At 71.6% G+C, this 16763-nt stretch carries 17 protein-coding genes; 4 read left to right on the top strand and 13 right to left on the bottom strand.

The genetic code is table 11. The features are described 5' to 3' along the window. The first annotated feature begins 5 nt into the window (after nt 1-5). Complete coding sequence (locus A4R43_RS00290) at nt 6-1472, top strand: dihydroorotase (RefSeq protein ID WP_113690433.1); 1467 nt, start codon at nt 6-8, stop codon at nt 1470-1472. On the opposite strand, the gene A4R43_RS00295 is transcribed toward A4R43_RS00290, so the two are convergent. The 9 genes from A4R43_RS00295 to A4R43_RS00335 all read right to left on the bottom strand — a co-directional run bounded on the left by A4R43_RS00295 (nt 1473) and on the right by A4R43_RS00335 (nt 10259). Beyond that, a complete protein-coding gene (locus A4R43_RS00295) occupies nt 1473-2246 on the bottom strand; it encodes an IclR family transcriptional regulator (RefSeq protein ID WP_205215188.1) in 774 nt (257 codons plus the stop codon). Nucleotides 2247-3048: 802 nt separating this feature from the next. Beyond that, a complete protein-coding gene (locus A4R43_RS00300; protein WP_113690435.1) occupies nt 3049-3531 on the bottom strand; it encodes a nuclear transport factor 2 family protein in 483 nt (160 codons plus the stop codon). Nucleotides 3532-3576: 45 nt separating this feature from the next. After that, nucleotides 3577-4545 carry an NAD(P)H-dependent flavin oxidoreductase gene (locus tag A4R43_RS00305; protein ID WP_113690436.1) on the bottom strand — a complete coding sequence of 323 codons (969 nt, stop codon included), beginning with the start codon at nt 4543-4545 and terminating at the stop codon, nt 3577-3579. Then, nucleotides 4542-6128 (bottom strand): AMP-binding protein, encoded by a 1587-nt coding sequence (locus A4R43_RS00310; RefSeq protein WP_205215189.1) that lies wholly within the window; start codon nt 6126-6128, stop codon nt 4542-4544. The genes A4R43_RS00305 and A4R43_RS00310 overlap by 4 nt, the downstream gene beginning before the upstream one ends. Further along, nucleotides 6125-6877 carry an enoyl-CoA hydratase/isomerase family protein gene (locus A4R43_RS00315; RefSeq protein WP_113690437.1) on the bottom strand — a complete coding sequence of 251 codons (753 nt, stop codon included), beginning with the start codon at nt 6875-6877 and terminating at the stop codon, nt 6125-6127. Before A4R43_RS00315 ends, A4R43_RS00310 begins: the two co-directional genes overlap by 4 nt. Nucleotide 6878: 1 nt before the next feature. After that, on the bottom strand, nt 6879-8057 hold the full coding sequence (locus tag A4R43_RS00320; RefSeq protein ID WP_113690438.1) for a CaiB/BaiF CoA transferase family protein: 1179 nt from the start codon (nt 8055-8057) through the stop codon (nt 6879-6881). After that, the gene (locus A4R43_RS00325; RefSeq protein WP_113690439.1) at nt 8054-8770 is read right to left on the bottom strand and encodes an enoyl-CoA hydratase/isomerase family protein; all 717 of its coding nucleotides are present in this window, start codon (nt 8768-8770) and stop codon (nt 8054-8056) included. Before A4R43_RS00325 ends, A4R43_RS00320 begins: the two co-directional genes overlap by 4 nt. After that, a complete protein-coding gene (locus A4R43_RS00330; RefSeq protein ID WP_113690440.1) occupies nt 8767-9714 on the bottom strand; it encodes a hydroxymethylglutaryl-CoA lyase in 948 nt (315 codons plus the stop codon). The genes A4R43_RS00325 and A4R43_RS00330 overlap by 4 nt, the downstream gene beginning before the upstream one ends. 59 nt (nt 9715-9773) lie before the next feature. Continuing rightward, nucleotides 9774-10259, bottom strand: a complete 486-nt coding sequence (locus A4R43_RS00335) for a MarR family winged helix-turn-helix transcriptional regulator (RefSeq protein WP_113690441.1) — start codon at nt 10257-10259, stop codon at nt 9774-9776. Between the two features lie 97 nt (nt 10260-10356). On the opposite strand from A4R43_RS00335, the gene A4R43_RS00340 reads away from it, so the two are divergent. Further along, entirely contained in the window at nt 10357-11697 is a 1341-nt protein-coding gene (locus tag A4R43_RS00340) for an MFS transporter (RefSeq protein WP_236808674.1), read from the top strand. On the opposite strand, the gene A4R43_RS00345 is transcribed toward A4R43_RS00340, so the two are convergent. Further along, nucleotides 11678-12346 carry a response regulator transcription factor gene (locus A4R43_RS00345; protein ID WP_205215190.1) on the bottom strand — a complete coding sequence of 223 codons (669 nt, stop codon included), beginning with the start codon at nt 12344-12346 and terminating at the stop codon, nt 11678-11680. The genes A4R43_RS00340 and A4R43_RS00345 overlap by 20 nt on opposite strands. Then, entirely contained in the window at nt 12343-13374 is a 1032-nt protein-coding gene (locus tag A4R43_RS00350) for a sensor histidine kinase (protein WP_236808675.1), read from the bottom strand. Before A4R43_RS00350 ends, A4R43_RS00345 begins: the two co-directional genes overlap by 4 nt. Nucleotides 13375-13461: 87 nt before the next feature. Here A4R43_RS00350 and A4R43_RS00355 point away from each other — a divergent pair, with 87 nt between their 5' ends. Further along, a complete protein-coding gene (locus A4R43_RS00355) occupies nt 13462-14802 on the top strand; it encodes a DUF1349 domain-containing protein (protein ID WP_113690443.1) in 1341 nt (446 codons plus the stop codon). Here A4R43_RS00355 and A4R43_RS43095 read toward each other — a convergent pair. Continuing rightward, nucleotides 14799-15473: a hypothetical protein gene (locus A4R43_RS43095; RefSeq protein WP_205215191.1), complete on the bottom strand. Its 675-nt coding sequence runs from the start codon at nt 15471-15473 to the stop codon at nt 14799-14801. The genes A4R43_RS00355 and A4R43_RS43095 overlap by 4 nt on opposite strands. Nucleotides 15474-15692: 219 nt before the next feature. Then, entirely contained in the window at nt 15693-16289 is a 597-nt protein-coding gene (locus A4R43_RS00365; protein WP_113697262.1) for a TIGR03086 family metal-binding protein, read from the bottom strand. 53 nt (nt 16290-16342) lie between these two features. On the opposite strand from A4R43_RS00365, the gene A4R43_RS00370 reads away from it, so the two are divergent. Beyond that, nucleotides 16343-16762 (top strand): MarR family winged helix-turn-helix transcriptional regulator, encoded by a 420-nt coding sequence (locus tag A4R43_RS00370; protein WP_113690444.1) that lies wholly within the window; start codon nt 16343-16345, stop codon nt 16760-16762. The last annotated feature ends 1 nt before the right edge of the window (nt 16763 follow it).

Below are 16763 nucleotides of genomic sequence, written 5' to 3' on the forward strand. Positions count from 1 at the left end.
GAGAAGTGGCTACAACGGAACTGCTGGTCCGCAACGTGCGCGTGGTGCGTCCCGAAGACGCTGACGGGGCACCGGAACTGCTCGACATCGCGGTGAACGACGGCACGATCACGCGGGTCGCGCCCGGCCTCGACCCCGCCGACGCGGCCACCGTGGTGGACGGCCGCGGTCTGCTCGCCTTTCCCGGCGTGGTGGACGCGCACCAGCACTGGGGCATCTACAACGAGCTGGGCACCGACACCCGGACCGAGAGCCGGGCCAGCGCGCAGGGCGGGGTGACCACCGCGCTGACCTACATGCGCACCGGGCAGTACTACCTGAACCGGGGCGGCAGCTACCGCGAGTTCTTTCCCGAGGTGCTCGCCGCCGCGGCCGGTAAGTCCTATGTGGACTACGCGTTCCACCTGGCGCCGATGATGGCGCAGCACATCGACGAGATCCCGTATCTGGTCGAGGAACACGGCGTCACCTCGTTCAAGATCTTCATGTTCTACGGCAGCCACGGGCTGCACGGGCGGTCGAGCAGCCAGAGCGACTTCCTGATGATCCCGCCCGACGAGCGGTACGACCTGGCGCACTTCGAGTTCGTCATGCGCGGCATCCAGCGGGCGCGTGAGGAGCTGACGGACTACGCGCCGCACCTTTCGCTGTCGCTGCACTGCGAAACCGCGGAGATCATGACCGCGTACACGAAGCTGGTCGAGCAGGACCCGTCGGTTTCGGGGCTGCGGGCGTACAGCCGGTCGCGGCCGCCGCATTCGGAAGGGCTCGCGGTGACCATCGCGTCCTACCTGGCGCACGAGACCGGGCTGCCGAACATCAACCTGCTGCACCTGTCCTCGGAGAAGGCGCTGGACGCGGCGCTGCGCATGGCGAAGACCTTTCCGCAGGTGGATTTCCGGCGTGAGGTGACGGTCGGTCACCTGCTGGCCGATGTGGACACCGCGAGCGGCATCGGCGGCAAGGTCAACCCGCCGCTGCGTGAGCGCGAGGACGTCGAGGCGCTGTGGGGGCACGTGCTGGCCGGTGAGGTGGACTGGGTGGTCAGCGACCACGCGTGCTGCCGCGACGAGCTGAAGTTCGGCGCCGACCGCGACGACGTGTTCCTGGCGAAGTCCGGCTTCGGTGGCGCGGAGTACCTGCTGCCGGGGCTGGTCGGCGAGGGCGTCAAGCGCGGGCTTTCGCTCCAGCACATCGCGCGGCTCACGTCGTGGAACCCGGCGCGGCGGTACGGCCTGCTGCGCAAGGGCACCATCGCCGAGGGCTACGACGCCGACTTCGCGCTGGTCGACCCGGACGTGTCGTGGACCGTGCGCGCCGCCGACTCGGAGTCCACGCAGGAGTACACGCCGTTCGAAGGCTTCCCGATGACCGCGAAGGTCACCGACACCTTCGTGCGCGGGCACCACGTGTACGCGGACGGCGAGGTGACCGGGGGGCCGGTCGGGCAGTACCTGAAGCGGGGGCGCTGATCAGCGGGTGGCGGCCGGGGTGCGCGCGATCTCGCCGGCCGCCGCCCGTACCAGCTCGCGGTAGCGCTCGACCAGGTCCGGGGTGAAGCGGTACTCGGGGCCGCAGATGCTGATCGCGCCGCGCACCTCGCCGTCGGGGCCGAACACCGGCGCGGCCACCGAACCGGCCCCGGCCTGCCGTTCCCCGAGCGAGACGGCAACCCCGTCCTCGGCGACGCGCTCCAGCTCGGCGCGTAGCTCGTCCTCGGCCACTATGGTGCGCTCGGTCAGCGCGTCGTGGGGGGCGGCGAGCAGCGCTTCACGGCGGTCGGCGGGGAGGTTCGCCAGGATGACCTTGCCGGAGGACCCGGCGTGCAGCGGGAAGCGCTTGCCCAGCTCCACGGTCATCTTGATCTCGCGCTCGCTCTCGAACTGCTCGAGGTAGACCCGTTCGTCGCCGAGCAGGCCGGAGAGCGTGGTGGTCTCGCCGGTCTCGTCGCGCAACCGGCGCAACACGGGCGCGGCGGCGACGCGGAGGTCGAACCCGCGCAACGCACTCGCCCCCAGCGCGACGGCCGCCGGCCCGAGGCGATAACCGGCCACGCCGGGATCGGTGGCCAGCATCTCGCGCGAGACCAGCGACTGGAGAATGCGGTAGACCACCGCCTTCGACACGCCGAGTTCGCGCCCGATCGCGCTGACGCCGAGATACTTCGGCCCGGTGGCAAACAGCAGAAGCACGTCGGCGACGCGGCCGGCCACCTCGGTGCCGGTAGTATTGTCCTTGTTGCTCACAGGCCCTGTTTCGATCAGAGGAACGACTTCTCCAGTGTGACGGGTGAATATCGGCGCGTCAAGCTGGCTTGTTCCGCCCAGCGATACGCGGCTGGCCTTTGCTGGGGTGTCACGAATGTGGCTTTCGAGACGTTTGGCGTCTCGAAAGCCACATTCGTGACACGGGCGCGGCGCTGGGGCGGGGCACTTTCGGCGCGCGAGTCACCCCGGACCGTTGCCGCCCGCTGCGGCCGCCCCTGGGCACGAATGTGGCTTTCGGGGCGAAATCCGCCCCGAAAGCCACATTCGTGTCCCGCTTTCGGCGGCCGAGGGTCCGGGCCCGAGGAGGCCCCCCGGTTCCCGAGAGCTTCGGCGGCCTCCGGCCGTGGCCCGGCTCTGGCCTCCGGTCGCGGCTCCGGCCTTGCGTCGGCTCCCCGGTCTCCGGCTGCGGCTGCGGCTCGGTTCTTGCGTCGGCTCCCGGCCTCCGGCTGCAGGTCCGGTTCTTGCGTCGGCTCCCGTCTCCGCCTGCGGCCCACGCCCCTGCGTTGGCTCCTGGCCTCGGGCCGCGGCTCCAGCCTCTGCATCGGCGCCGGGCCTCGGGTGGCTGCCCCGGCGCCTGCCTCCGGCTCTGGCGTCTGCCTCGGCCCACGTGCCGCTGCCGCTGCCTTGGCCCCGGGGCGTCGCCCCGGGCCCCCGGCTTCGGCCTCTGTCTCGCCCTCGGGCCGCTGGCTTCGGGTCCCTGCCTCGGCCTCGGCCTCTGCGTCGCTCCCAGGCCGCTGGCTCCGGCCGCCGCCTTGAGGTTCGGTGGCTGGTGGAACGTGTTCTATGAAGTGGGTGCGGCTGCCCATCGGTTCGCGGTGAGGCGGAAGCTGGGCAGGTCGTCCAGTGAGTGCGTCGCTTCGTAGGTGCGTTGGTATCCGGTGTGCGCGATCCGCCACCGCCCGTCGTCGCCGCGGTGGTAGGTGTCTTCGTAGAAGGCGGCCCCGGCGATGACCACGCGGTGCTCGGTCGCGATCACCAGGTCCTGGAACGCCCAGGTGCCCGTCGCCCGGTCGCCGTCGATGTCGATCTCCGGCTGGCAGGCGAAGTGTGTGGTGATGATCTCCGGGCCCAAGGTGTTCCGCAGGAACTCCAGGATGGCGTCCCGGCCGGTCAGCACCAGCGGCTTCCCGTACGAAGGCGTGCCGTAGTCGGCGACCGCGTCGGCGGTGAGGGCACCGGCCAGGTCGTCCCAGTCCTTCGTGTCGACGCAGCGGAGGTACCGGTACTTGAGTCGCTTGATCTCTTCGAGTGCGGCGAGGTCCATGCGCTCCAGCTTCCGCCCCCGCCGCCGTGCGCGCAAGAACGTGTTCTAATTTGACTCGACGGCCGGGGGCAGCGAAGACCGCGCCGAGCGGTACTCGCGGACGATGTGCGCGACGATGTCGGCGGCCGGGAGCACCGTGTCGATCAGCCCGGCCGACTGCCCCGCCTCCACCTTGCCCTCGGCGACGTCACCGTGCAGCGCCGCGTCCTTCAGCGACGACGCCTGGAACACCTTGCGCCGCAGCGCTTCCTCCGCCCCGCTCGCCTCCAGGTCGAGCATGCGCGCGGTGAACTCGTTCGCCACCGCCCGGATCACGCCGAGCCCGTGCCCCACGGTCCGCGTGCCGTCGACGCCCGCGCCGACCACCGCCGCCTTGTACGAGTCGTGCACCGAAGCCTCCGAGCTGGCGAGGAACCGCGTGCCGAACTGTGCCGCCCCGGCACCCAGCGCGAGCATCGCGGCGAGCCCGGCGCCGTCGGCGACGCCGCCCGAGGCGATCACCGGCACCTCCGGCACCGCGCGCACCACGGCCCGGACCAGCACCTGCGTGGCGACCATCGCGGGCGGCGGGTGCCCACCCGCCTCCGCCCCGACCACCACCAGCGCGTCCACCCCGGCGTCCGCGGCCTTGCGCGCGTGCGCGGTCCCGGCGACCACGTGCAGGCAACGCGTGCCCACCGCGTGGAACGCCTCGAGATACCGCCGCGGCCCGCCCTGCGAAGCGATCAGCACCGGCGGACGCCGGGCCAGCAGCAGGTCGATCACCGCGTCCGCGTCCGGCCGGTACAGCGGCAGGTTCACCGCCCACGGCCGGTCGGTGCCCGCCGCCACCTCGTCGAGCGTGCGCGCCAGGTCCGGCAGGCGCATCGGCCCGGCCGCGACCACCCCGAGCCCGCCCGCGTTGCTCACCGCCAGCGGCAGCGCCGAGCACGACGACGCCCACGACATGCCCGCCTGCACGATCGGCAGGTCGATGCCGAGCAGCTCGGTCACCGGCGTCACGATGCGGGTCACGACCGCACCTCACCGAGACCGAGCAGCGTGCGCGCGTGCGCCGCCAGCCGGTTCTTCTGCACCTTGGAGCTGGCGGTCATGCCGATGCCCTCGAAGCCGTCGACGATGCGCAGGTGGCGCGGCACCTTGAAGCCGGCCAGCCGCCCGCGCACCCAGTCGAGCAACTCGTCCTCGGTGATCCGCCCTTCGGTGAGCACCACAAAAGCGAACGGCACTTCGAGCAGGCGTTCGTCCGGCACGCCGACCACCGCGGCCTGCCGCACCAGCGGATGCCGGTGCAGCGCGTCCTCGATGTCCGCCGGGGCCACGTTCTCGCCGCCGACGCGGATGATGTCCTTGGTACGCCCGGAAAAATGCAGCCGTCCCGCCGCGTCCAAAGAACCGATGTCCCCTGTGGACAGCCAGCCGCCGGCATCGATCGCCTCGGCCGTCTTGGCCGGGTCGTCCAGGTAACCCCGCATCACGTTCCACCCGCGCACCAGGATCGACCCCGGTTCACCCGGACCGCAGTCGTGGCGGCCGTCGAAGTCGCGGATCCGCACCTCGACCCCGGGTTGGACCGCCATCGCGCCGGACGCCCGCACCTCCTCCGGCTCCCACCACGCCGACTGCGCCACATTCGGCGACGCCTCGGAAAGCCCATACCCCGCAACGCATTCCCGTGCACCGAGCTCGTCGATGACCCGCCGGATCACGGTGGGGGAGGCGGCCACCCACGCCCCGCGCAGGCACAGTGCGCGCCGTGCGCGGTCGGGGTGGTTGAGCAGCAGGAGCGCGATGGTGTCGTTGCCGGAGAAGTGCGTGCAGCGCTCGGCTTCCAGCAGCCGCAGCGCTTCGGCTGGCTCGAACTTGGGCATGGTGACCAGCGTGGTGGCGTGCTGCACGGACGCCAGCACGGACAGCGTGCTGCCGGCGACGTGGAAGAACGGCCGCGCCGAGTGGAACCGGTCGCCGGGCCGCAGGCCCATCCGCATGCCGGAGAAGAACGCGTCGGCGCACATGCTCCGGTGCGTGAGCAGCGCACCCTTGGGCCGCGCGGTGGTGCCGGAGGTGTACTGCACGAGCAGCAGGTCGTCGGCCTCGGCGGTGGCGTCGGCGTTCCGGCCCGCACCCGCCGCCAGGAAATCCGGCCAGGAAAGCGCGTACCCGGGCACGTTTGACCCCAGCATCACGATCGACCGCAGGTCCGGCAGGTCCAGCTCGCCGAGCATGCCCGCGAAGTCGGTGCTGAGCACCCGGTCCGCGGCGAACAACGTGGTGACGCGGGCGTGCGAAAGCGTGTAGTGCACCTCGTCGGCGGTGAACCGGGTGTTGACCGGGACGGTGATCGCACCGACCGAGCCGATCGCCAGGAACAGCGCCACCCAGTCGGGCCCGTTGCCCAGGCACAGCCCGACGCGGTCGCCGCGGCCGATCCCGGCGGCCACCAGCGCGTCGCGGATGCGGCCGACCGACGCGGCCAGTTCGCCGTAGGTGACTCGCTCGTCGGCGGTGACCACGGCTTCGACGTCCGGTGCGAGCAGCGCGGCCCGTGCCAGCGCTTCGTGCGTGGTGAGCGGGCAGGCGGTGCGCAAGGGGATCATTTCTGCTCTCCGTTGGTGAACCGGGCGACGCCGTCCCGCCACCCGCCGTCGGCTAGGCACTGCTCGATGGCGGACAGCTCGATCCGGATGCCGCGGTCGAGATCGGTTTCGCCGCCGAGATCCACCGCGCGCTTGGTCAGCGCGATGGCCAGCGGGGGTGCCTTCGCGATGTCACGCGCGGTCTCGGCGCCGGCCGAGACCAGCGCGTCCGGTGCGACCACCTGCGTGACGATGCCCAGTCGCAACGCCTCGCCGGCGTCCAGCGGGCGGTTGGTGAACAGCAGTTCCTTGGCCTTGCGCTGGCCGATCGCCCGCTGCAGCCGCTGCGTCGCGCCGACCGTGCCCCAATGCGGTTCGGGGAACCGGAAAACCGTGCCTTCGGCGGCGATGGCGAAGTCGGCGGCCAGGGTGAGCTCACCGCCGGAGCCGACCACCGCGCCCTGCACCAGCGCGACCACCGGGCGGCGGCACTGCTCGATCGCGGCGTAGGCGGCGAACGAGGCGACGCGCCGCCGCCGCACCCAGGCCGCGTCCTTTCCGGTGCGTTCCTTGAGGTCGGCACCCGCGCAGAAGACCGGACCGCGGGCGCTCAGCAGCACCACCCGGATGTCCTCGTTCGCGTCGATCTCGTCGAAGGCTTCCCGCAACTGGGTGCACATCGGCAGATCGACCGCGTTGCGTGCCTCGGGACGGGTCAGTTCGACGTGCGCGATGCCGTCGGTGACACCGAGTTCGACCCGGTCACCCATTTCAGACCACCCCCGCGGCCCGCAGGCCCTCGATCTCGTCCGCGGTCAGCCCGGCCAGCTCCGCCAGCACTTCGCCGGTGTCGGCGCCGAGCAGCGGCGGCACCCCGGTCGCCGTGGGCTCCCCGGCAGTCTCGCGCAACGGCGTGCGCAACGCCGGGAACGGACCCTCGGTCGGATGGTCGAACTCGCCGACAACCCCGCGCGCGACGGCATGCGGATCGGCCAGCGCCTCGCGCACCGAACGCACCGCCCCGGCGGGCACGTCGGCCGCACGCAGTTCCTTGACCAGCGCGTCCCGATCGTGCTGGGCGATCGCGCCGCGCAACGCCTTCATCACCCGCGCGCGGTGTTCCACACGACCGGAATTGGTGCGCAGCAACGGATCCGCGGCCAGTGCGTCGAGCCCGAGCACCTCGCACAACGGCACCCAGTGCTGGTCGCTGCCGCTGATGTGCAGCCATTCCCCGTCACCGGCCTGGAACGCCGCCGACGGCACGCGGCCGGGGTGCTCGGTGCCGGTGCGCACCGGGTCCTCGCCCAGCGCGAACAAGCGGGCCGCGTTCAGCGCGTGCAGGCTGAGCTGAACGTCCATCATGGACACGTCAAGGTGACGGCCCCGCCGACCGGCCAGCCCGGCAAGCACGGCGATCACCACCCACAGCCCGGAGGTCAGGTCCGCCACCGGGACCCCGGTTTTCGACGGCGGCCCGCCGGGTTCCCCGGTCATCGCCATCACCCCGGACAGCGCCTGGAACACCGTGTCGTAGCCCTTGCGCGTGCGGTCCGGCCCGGTCTGCCCGAACCCCGTCGCGGAAACGTAGACCAGCTCGGGGTTTTCCCGCGAGAGCCGGTCGTAGCCGAGGCCCAGCCGGTCCAGCGTGCCGGGCAGGAAGTTCTCCACGACCACGTCGGCGCGGGCCGCCAGCCGCCGGGCGACCTCCTGCCCGCGTGGATCCTTCAGGTCCAGCGTCACCGAGCGCTTGCCCCGGTTGAACGCGAAGAAGTACGCGCTTTCCCCGTGGGGCAGGCGGGGTTCGAAGCCGCGGGTCTCGTCGCCGGTGCCGGGTCGCTCCACTTTGATCACGGTGGCGCCGAGTTCGGCCAGGATCTGGGTGGCCAGCGGCGCGGCGAGCACGCGCGAGAAGTCCAGCACGGTGATCCCGGCGAGCGGCCCGGTCATGCGCGGAACCCGCGCATCAGCGCGTTGACGTCCTGGCCCGCCCGCATCGCGGCGTCGGTCGGCAGGTCCGCCACCCGGTAGAACAGGTCCTTCGCCGCGGCGATCGCGCGCGGCTCGACCTCGGCCCACTGCCGTGCGACCTCCAGCGCCGCCTCGACCACCTGGTCCGGCTCGACCACGCGGTTGACCAGCCCGTGTTCGGCGGCTTCGGCCGCGGTGAGCAGGCGCCCGGTGCTCACCAGCTCGAAGGCGAGCTTGCGCCCGAGGTGCCGCACCAGCCCGGTCATCACCAGCGCGGGCACGATCGAATGCTTCAGCTCGGGATACCCGAACTTCAGGTCGGTGCCCGCCACGGTCATGTCGGCCCCGATGGCCAGCCCGGCCCCGCCGCCGACCGCCGCCCCGCGCACCGCGGCGACCACCGGCACCGACATCCGCTGCATCTGTGTTTGCAGGCGGGCGGTCAGCGCGGCCCGTTCGAGCACGGCGTCGGGCTGATCCGGGGTGAGCGAGGAGAACTCGCCGAGGTCGGCGCCCGCGCAGAACCCGCGGCCGCTGCCGGTCAGGACCACCGCGCGCGCCTCGCGATCGGCGGCGGCCAGGGCTTCGCTGAGCGCGCGGGTCAGCGCGGTGTCCAGCGCGTTCAGCTTGTCCGGCCGGTTCAGCGTGAGGACGCGGACGGCGCCGTGGTCCTCGGACAGCAGTACGGTCACGAGATCTCCTGGGAAGCGGTGCGGAAGCCGGCGCGGGCCACCATGCTGTGCAGCGGGCGGCCCAGCGCCCGTTCGCAGGCGGCCGACGCGGCGGCCAGCCGGTCGAGGTCCAGCCCGGTCGCCACGCCCATTGCCTCGAACAGGCTGACCAGGTCTTCGGTGCAGACGTTGCCGGTGAGCCCGGCGCCGTAGCTGATGGTCGACGGGTGGCCGCCGACGCCGCCGAACGCGGTGTCGAAGTGGCGGCAGCCCGCGTCCAGCGCGGCGACGGCGTTCGCGATGCCGGTGCCGCGGGTGTTGTGGAAGTGCGCGACCACCGGGAGTCCGGGGTGTTCGCGCGCGAGCCGGGTGAACATCGCGCGGACCGCGCCCGGGGTGGCCACGCCGGTGGTGTCGCCGAGGGTGACCATCGACGCGCCGAGGTCGGCGAACCGCGCGACGTCTTCGGCGACCCGGCCCGGATCGACGGCACCCTCGAACGGGCAGCCGAACGCCACCGAGACCACCCCGATCAGGCGGAACCGGCCGCCGGCGAGCCGGACCATCTCGGTCACGCGTGCCCACTGGCCCTCGCGAGTGGTGCGGAGGTTGCGTTCGGTGTGGCTCTCGGTGGCCGAGACCAGCAGGCTCAGTTCCTCCGCGCCGTGCCCGGCGTCGAGGTCGGCGAGCGCGCGCGAGACCGCCCGCGGATTGGGGCAGGTCGCCTTGAACGCCACGCCTTCGCGGCGGTTGATGCCCGCGAGCACCTCGGAGGCGTCGGCGAAGCCGGGCACGCGGCCGGGATGGCTGTAGCTGGTGGCCTCGATCCGCCGGAAACCGGTGTCCGCGAAGGCGTTCAGCAGCGCGATCTTGGTCGCGGCCGGGACGGGTTCGGGCTCGTGCTGGAGCCCGTCGCGGGCGAAGCACTCGCAGATCGTGACGGCGTGGGTTGTCGAGCCGGGCAAGCGAGCCACCTCCTCTTCGGTGACTCCAGGACTACGCTCCTATGTTGACAAAGTCAACACTAGGCCTCGTTCGAGCGATCTCGCTCACGTTCTTCCATGGTCAGTGCGACGACGGTCAGCTTGGCCAGTGCGTGGTGCAGGGCGGTCGCCTCTTCGGCGGACAATGCCCCCAGGAACGCCGCGTCGCGTTCGTTCGCCGCGTCGATCAGGCCGCGGTAGACGCGCGTGCCGTCCTCGGTCAGCGCGAGCTGCGACCTTCGCCCCGAGCCCGCCGTCCGGTTCACCAGGCCGCGCTCGGTCAGGCGGCTGACCACGCGACTCACCTGCGCTTTGTCCAGTCCGGCGCGGCGGGCGAGCCGGTTCAGGGTGAGCGTCGGGTCGGACGCGATGAGCGCGAGGGCACGCCATTCGCCGAGGCTGACGTCGAACTCGCGCTTGTAGCGCAGCGCCGCGCTGCGCGACATCGCCGCCGAGGCGCGGGACAGCCGGTAGGACAGCAGTCCGGCGATCTGTACCGGGTCACGTCCGTCCGCGCGTTCACTCATGGGCAGATGGTAGCGGACCGGCCTCGGGTGTTGACAGAATCAACACCGGGGTTGACACTGGCCCGGTCACCGCCCGCCGGACAAAGGAGTCGCAGCCGTGGCCGAACCCCCCACCGCCACCGGACGGCCGGACGCCGGCGTCGACCGCGCGGCCACCTACCGGACCATCGCGCTGCGCGTGATGCCGCTGCTGGTGATCTGCTACGTGGTCAGCTTCATCGACCGCACCAACATCGGCATCGCGCAGCAGGGCCTCAAGCGGGACCTCGGCTTCGGGCCCGCGGTCTACGGCCTCGGCGTGACCCTGTTCTTCGTCGGGTTCATCCTGTTCGAGGTGCCGAGCAACGCGCTGCTCGCGCGGATCGGCGCCCGCAAGACGCTCGTGCGGATCATGGCCTCGTGGGGCGTGGTGACCGTCGCGACGATGTTCGTGCAGGACGAGTTCACCTTCTACGTGGCCCGTTTCCTGCTGGGCGTGACCGAGGCCGGGTTCTTCCCCGGCGCGCTCTACCTGCTCTCGCGTTGGTTCCCGTCAGCTCGCCGCACCCGGATGACCGCGGTTTTTTTCATCGGCGTTCCGGTGTCCGGGGTGCTCGGTTCGCTGGTTTCCGGCTGGATCATGCACACCTTCGGCGGGGTCGGCGGGCTGGCCGACTGGCAGTGGCTGTTCCTGCTCGAAGGCGTGCCGCCGATCCTGCTGGCGGTGCTGGTGTGGTGCTACCTCGCCGACGAACCCGAGCAGGCGAAGTGGCTGACCCCGGCGCAGAAGGCGGCCGTGCGTGCCGACCTGGAAGCCGATCGCCGCGGCAAGGGTGACGCGGGCAAGAGTGAGCAGCACGGCGGCCTGCTGACGGCCCTGCGCGACCCGAAGGTGTGGATCCTCGGCCTGTGTGCCTGCGGCGCGTACACGCTGGCGAACGCGGTGTCGTACTGGACCCCGCGGATCATCGCCGACGCCGGGGTCGGCGACGTGCTGAACCTCGGGCTGTTCTCCGCCATCCCGCCGCTGCTGGGCATCGTGGTGATGCTGGTGGTCGGGCGGCACTCCGACCGGACGCTGGAACGCCGCTGGCACGCCGCGACCAGCTGGATCGTGGCCGCGTTCGCGATGCTGGCGCTGTCGGTCTCCGGCGGCAACGTGGTGGTGGTGATCCTGCTGCTGGCGATCATGGCGGCGGCCCACTACTCGGGGCTGACGGTGTTCTACTCGATCCCGTCGATCTACCTGACCGACCGCGCCGCGGCCACCGGCATCGCGGTGGTGACCTCGATGGGTTCGTTCGCCGCGGCGGCTTCGCCGTCCCTGCTCGGGTTCATCCAGTCGGCCACCGGCAGCCTCTCGCTCGGCCTGCAGATCAGCGCCGGCATCGTGCTGCTGGCCGTGGTCCTGCTGCTGACCGGGGTGAAGGCGGGCGATCTCAAGGAGAGCCGCCGGTGAGCCGGTAGCCCGCGCCGGGCAGCGTGGTGATCACCGGCGGGTCGCCGAGCTTGCGCCGCAGCCGCCCGATGGTCACCGCCACCGTGTTGGTGAACGGGTTGGCGTGCTCGTCCCAGACCCGTTCCAGCAGCTCCTCGGCGCTGAGCACGGCCGTTCCGGCCTGGAGCAGCTCGGTGAGCAGGGCGAACTCCTTGACCGACAGGTTGAGCGGCCGGCCGTCGCGGGTGGCGGTGCGCCGGACGGGATCGAGCTCGATGCCCGCGGCGCGCAGGACCGGGGCCCTGGCGTCCGGGCGGCGGCGGGCCAGCGCCCGGATCCGCAGCACCAGTTCGGGGAAGTGGAACGGCTTGGCGAGGTAGTCGTCGGCGCCGAGGGCGAGCCCGCTGACCCGGTCGCCGGGCGCGCCGGCCGCGGTCAGCATCAGCACCATCGCCCGGTCCGGTCGCTCGGTGACCATCCGGCAGAGCACGTCACCGTGGATGCCGGGCAGGTCGCGGTCGAGCACGACGACCTGGTAGGGATGCAGGCCGAGCTTGGCCGCCGCGGTGTGGCCGTCGTACGCGAGGTCGACGGCCATGCCTTGGTCCCGCAGCCCCTCGGCGATCACGTCGGCGAGCGCGCGTGCGTCCTCCACCACCAGCACCCTCATACCGTCACCCGCAGCCCGCCTTCGGGACGGGCTTCCAGCCGGAGCCTGCGTCCGTGTGCCTCCGCGATGGCGGCGACGATCGACAGGCCGAGCCCGCTGCCACCGTCCGAAGTGGTCCGATCGGCGGCGAGCCTGCGGAACGGGTCGGCGAGCCGGTCCACCTCGGCCTGGCTGAGCGGAGCGCCCCCGGTCACCACTTCGAGGCCGGTGTCGCCGGTGGTGATCCGGATCCAGCCGCCGGGCTCGTTGTGCGCGATCGCGTTGTCGACCAGGTTCGCCACCAGCCGGGACAGCAACGCGGGACTGCCCGTGACCCGCGCTTCCCGGAGATCTCGCTCGACCCGGAGGTCCATCGCGGCGATGTCGGTTTCGCGGGCGGCCAGCGCGTCTTCGGCGAGCTGGCGCCACGAGACCTCGGCCTGGTCGGGGAAGGCGCCGTGTTGCGCGCGGGCGAGCGCGAGCAGGCCCTCCAGCAGGTGGTCGACCCGGTCGAGTTCGGTGCGGAAGCGCTCGGCCAGCACCACCGCCTGCGGGGCCGGGTCCGGTTTGGCCACCGCGACGTCCAGCGACGCGCGCATCGTCGCCAGCGGGGTGCGCAGCTCGTGCGAGGCGTTCGCCACGAACCGGCGCTGCGCGGCGAACGCGGCCTCCAGGCGCTCCAGCAGGTCGTCGATGGTGTCGGCGAGCTGCTTGACCTCGTCGGCCGGACCGGGCACGGCGAGGCGTTCGTGCAGGTTCTCCGCGGTGATCCGCCGGGTCGCGGTGGTGATGGTCCGCAGCGGGCGCAGCACGCGCCCGGCGACGAACTTGCCCAGCAGCACCGACACCACCGCCATCACCGCGAGCGCGATCAGCGAGCCCGCCAGCAACTGGCGCGCCCGCACCACCTCCCACTGCTCGGGGAAGGCCGGCGGCGCGGTGACGGTGAGCAGGTTCGTCAGCACCAGCAGGCCGACGCCGGAGACGAGGAACAACGCGGCGTAGAGCACGGTGAAGCGCAGCCGGATCGTCCGCAGTGGCTTGCCCATGGGCCCCAGCATGCCGGTCGTGGCCTAACAACGGCGTGACAACCGCGGTTCGGCCGGTGTCATGCCCCCTTCCGTAGACCTGAGCCGGTGAAACCATTCTTCGCGCTGCTCGCCGCGGCGCTGTGCACCGTGCTGCTGGGCGTGCTCCCGGCGGTGGCCAATCGATCGACCTGCAGCACGGGCGACGTCGAAGTCGCCTGCCCGAGTGATCCGGTGGGGCCGCACGGTCGCGCGGTGAGCGACCAGTTCACCTTCGCCCACCGTCCACTCGGGACGGACGGGGTGCTCACCGCCCGGCTCACCTCGATGACCGGGGTGATCACCTATCCGCCGCCGGACCACGACCGGATCACCGAGGGACTGGTGCCGTGGGCCAAGGCGGGCTTGCTCGTCAAGGACGGGCTCGGCCAGGGCAGCTCGTACGCGGCGATCATGATGACCGGTGCGCACGGCGTGCGCCTGCAACACGACTACGTGCACGACACCGCGGGCAGTGCCACCGGCGCGAACTGGCTGCGGCTGACCCGGTCCGGCGACACGATCACCGGGTACGAGTCCGCCGACGGCGTGACCTGGACGCCGGTGGGCACCGCCGTGCTGACCGGTCTGCCGCCGACCGTCCAAGTAGGACTGTTTGTCGCCTCGCCCGGTGACCTGACGCTGGGCGAAGGCGGTACCCAGGTGCGGTTCACCCAGGCCAGCGCCACCTTCGACCAGGTCACCGTGACCGGTGCCGCTGATACGGGCTGGGCCGGGAACACGATGGGGCAGCTCGGTGAGACCGATTGGGAGCGGCTTCACCGCGCGCCCGGTGTGGTCGAGCAGAACGGCACGATCACGGTGACCGGCTCCGGTGACATCGGGCCGGTCGGCACCGTCGGCGGCGCTTCGCTGGAAAGCACCTTGCTCGGGCTGCCCGTGCTGGTGATCGTGGCGGCCGTGGTTGGTGCGCGCTTCACCGGAAGACGCGTTTTGCTGGGTGGCGCTGCCTTTGCCGCCGGACTGGTCGCCGCCGGGCTGACGCTTCCGGTCGGGGTGCTGGCCGTGCGTGCCGTCGGTGGCACCGTGCTGCCTGTGGACGCGTTCACCTGGGCTCGCGTGATTCTTGGGGTCGCGTGCCTGGTGGCGTTGTTCGCGCTGCTCGCGCACGCCCTGCGGTCGTGGCTGGCTGCCGTGGCGGTGACCGTGGTGCCGTATCTGCTGGCGGTGTTCCCCGTGCTGCCCGCTGAAGTCGCCGACTGGCTGCTGCGGATCACGCCCGCCGCGGGCTTCGCCGTGCTGCAGACCGGCGAGGAGTACCCGCAGGTGCTGGCGGACTTTTCGCCGTCGGCGGGGTACTTCCCGTTGCCCTGGTGGGCCGGACTCGCGATCACCGGCGCCTTCACCGCCTTCGCGCTGTGGGGCCGGCCCACCAGGGTGGTTGCCTAGAGTCCGCCGATCTTCACCGGGAAGCGCTCGATGGTGGCGATCGTGGTGTCCGGGTTGTCCGGGAGCACCAGGTCCACCGGGTTCTGCAGCCGGTAGAGATCACCCCGTGGCGGGAACTGCGTCAGCCTGCCGATGAGCTGCGCGGGTTCCTTGGTGGTCAGCACCAGCGGTTCGTGGGTCCGGGCGCCGGTATCGACGGTCATGGTGAAGTTGAGCACGGTGGTCTGCTCGTAGCGGGGCGGGAACCGGTTCTTCAGCGTCAGCAGGCTCTTCGCGTCCACATCGACGTCCTCCTGGTCGAGGGTGACCGTGCCGCCTTCGGTTTCGGGGAGTTCGGCGGCCGCCCGGAACCCGATCACCCGCAGCCTGACCGAGTTGTACGGGTCTTCGGGGTTGAACTCGACCCGGAACTTGATGCCGCCCTTGAAGTCCACGCTCACCAGTGTGTCCCGGAGCCGCAGTGGCGTGTTGAGGGCGAGCGTGCTGCACGGGATCTCGGCGCCGATCGGCGGCAGGCCGCCCACCTGCGTGGCCGCCCGTGCCGTCGAGGTGCCGAACAGGCCGAGCGCCACCACCCCGCCCGTGGCGGCGGTGGCGGCCGCGGCGGTGAGGAACCGCCGGCGGTCCAGCCCGCCGGTGGTGGTTTCGGTGTGTTCCCCGAACGTGGACATTCCTTTGCCCTCCTTGGACTTCTGGTGCCCGTCGCTTCGAAACTAACCAGCGGGGCTCCGACCCGGCAGTGGCGGGGAACAGATCAAGCCAGACGTGTCGGAGGGCGTGACACCGCGCCACTCGCCACCACCGATTCGAAGGACGGCCCACCACCAGCACAGCCCAAGGGAGTCACTGTGTGCCACTGCCGGTCGCACACGGTGACGATGTGGCGTGGTTCAGTGGTCCGGCCAGTGGGGGGAGCGGCCGAGCAGCGCCACGATCCGGTCCAAACCGGACAGTCCCGTGGTGTCGGCGGCCGGGCCGAAGGCGGCGCCGGGCTCGAGGCGTGACTGTCCATCCGGGACGCTCTCGGCGATGCGCGTCGCGTAGTCGAGCACCTCGCGCTGGAAGTGGATCGGCAGCCTCAAGGTGCGTGCGACGTCCCAGGCGTGCACCACGTAGTCGACGAAATGGAAGCCGATCGCCTGCTCTGCGGTGAAGGTGAACTCGGTGGTGAACTCGGGCAGCGGGAACTTGCGGTCGGCGATGTCGTTGGCGGCGAAGGCGTTCAGCACCTTGTTCACCGATTCGCGGTAGGTGGCCACCGGGTCCTCGCCGAGGGGCACCAGCTTCCAGTGGTCCGGATCGCCGTCGCCGTTCGCCGCGGCGGCGAAGCCCAGGTGCTGGGTGGTCATGTGCGCGAGCAGGCCGTGCAGGGTCCACGCCTCGCACGGGGTCGGCTTGGCCAGGTCGGCGGGTTCGAGGCGGGCGACGAGGTCGAGGCTGGTCCGGGTGGCGAGCGCGTCGAGAATGCGGAGCTCATTGATAGGCATGTGCATATCATCTACACGTGCTTATGAATCGTCAAGGGCATTAGGGTCGGCGCATGGCGGAGGGCGACCGGCGGCCGGATCTCGCGGCGATGCTCGGCGGGCTCATGCGCAGGCTGATGGCGGCCGAGGCGCCGGTGCTCGAGGAGCACGGGCTGAGCATGTGGGGTTACGTCGTGCTGAGCGCGCTCGACGACGGCCCGGTGCGCACGCAGGCCGCGCTCGCGCGCGCGATCGGCGCGGACAAGACGCGGATCATCGGCACGCTCGACAAGCTGCAGGACGCCGGGCTGATCAGCCGGGAGCCGGATCCGGCGGACCGGCGCGTGCGGGTGCTGGCGATCACCGCCGAGGGGCGCGCGCGGCGGCGGTCCGCGCAGAAGCAGATCCAGGCCCACGAGGACGAACTGCTGGCCGGGCTGTCCGACGAGGACAGGGCGGCCTTCCTCCGGGCGGCGCGGGCGCTCGGCGAGTAGC

The sequence above is a fragment of the Amycolatopsis albispora genome (assembly GCF_003312875.1).
In the GTDB taxonomy this organism is placed as follows: domain Bacteria; phylum Actinomycetota; class Actinomycetes; order Mycobacteriales; family Pseudonocardiaceae; genus Amycolatopsis; species Amycolatopsis albispora.

Excerpts from the sequence above, each read along its gene's own strand:
- A4R43_RS00300 (WP_113690435.1), bottom strand. The coding sequence starts at position 3,531 with ATGGACCTCGCCGCACTCGAAGAGATCAAGCGACTCAAGTACCGGTAC.
- A4R43_RS00335 (WP_113690441.1), bottom strand. The coding sequence starts at position 10,259 with ATGAGTGAACGCGCGGACGGACGTGACCCGGTACAGATCGCCGGACTG.
- A4R43_RS00365 (WP_113697262.1), bottom strand. The coding sequence starts at position 16,289 with ATGCCTATCAATGAGCTCCGCATTCTCGACGCGCTCGCCACCCGGACC.
- A4R43_RS00310 (WP_205215189.1), bottom strand. The coding sequence starts at position 6,128 with ATGATCCCCTTGCGCACCGCCTGCCCGCTCACCACGCACGAAGCGCTG.
- A4R43_RS00345 (WP_205215190.1), bottom strand. The coding sequence starts at position 12,346 with ATGAGGGTGCTGGTGGTGGAGGACGCACGCGCGCTCGCCGACGTGATC.
- A4R43_RS43095 (WP_205215191.1), bottom strand. The coding sequence starts at position 15,473 with ATGTCCACGTTCGGGGAACACACCGAAACCACCACCGGCGGGCTGGAC.
- A4R43_RS00350 (WP_236808675.1), bottom strand. The coding sequence starts at position 13,374 with ATGGGCAAGCCACTGCGGACGATCCGGCTGCGCTTCACCGTGCTCTAC.
- A4R43_RS00320 (WP_113690438.1), bottom strand. The coding sequence starts at position 8,057 with ATGACCGGGCCGCTCGCCGGGATCACCGTGCTGGACTTCTCGCGCGTG.
- A4R43_RS00315 (WP_113690437.1), bottom strand. The coding sequence starts at position 6,877 with ATGGGTGACCGGGTCGAACTCGGTGTCACCGACGGCATCGCGCACGTC.
- A4R43_RS00370 (WP_113690444.1), top strand. The coding sequence starts at position 16,343 with ATGGCGGAGGGCGACCGGCGGCCGGATCTCGCGGCGATGCTCGGCGGG.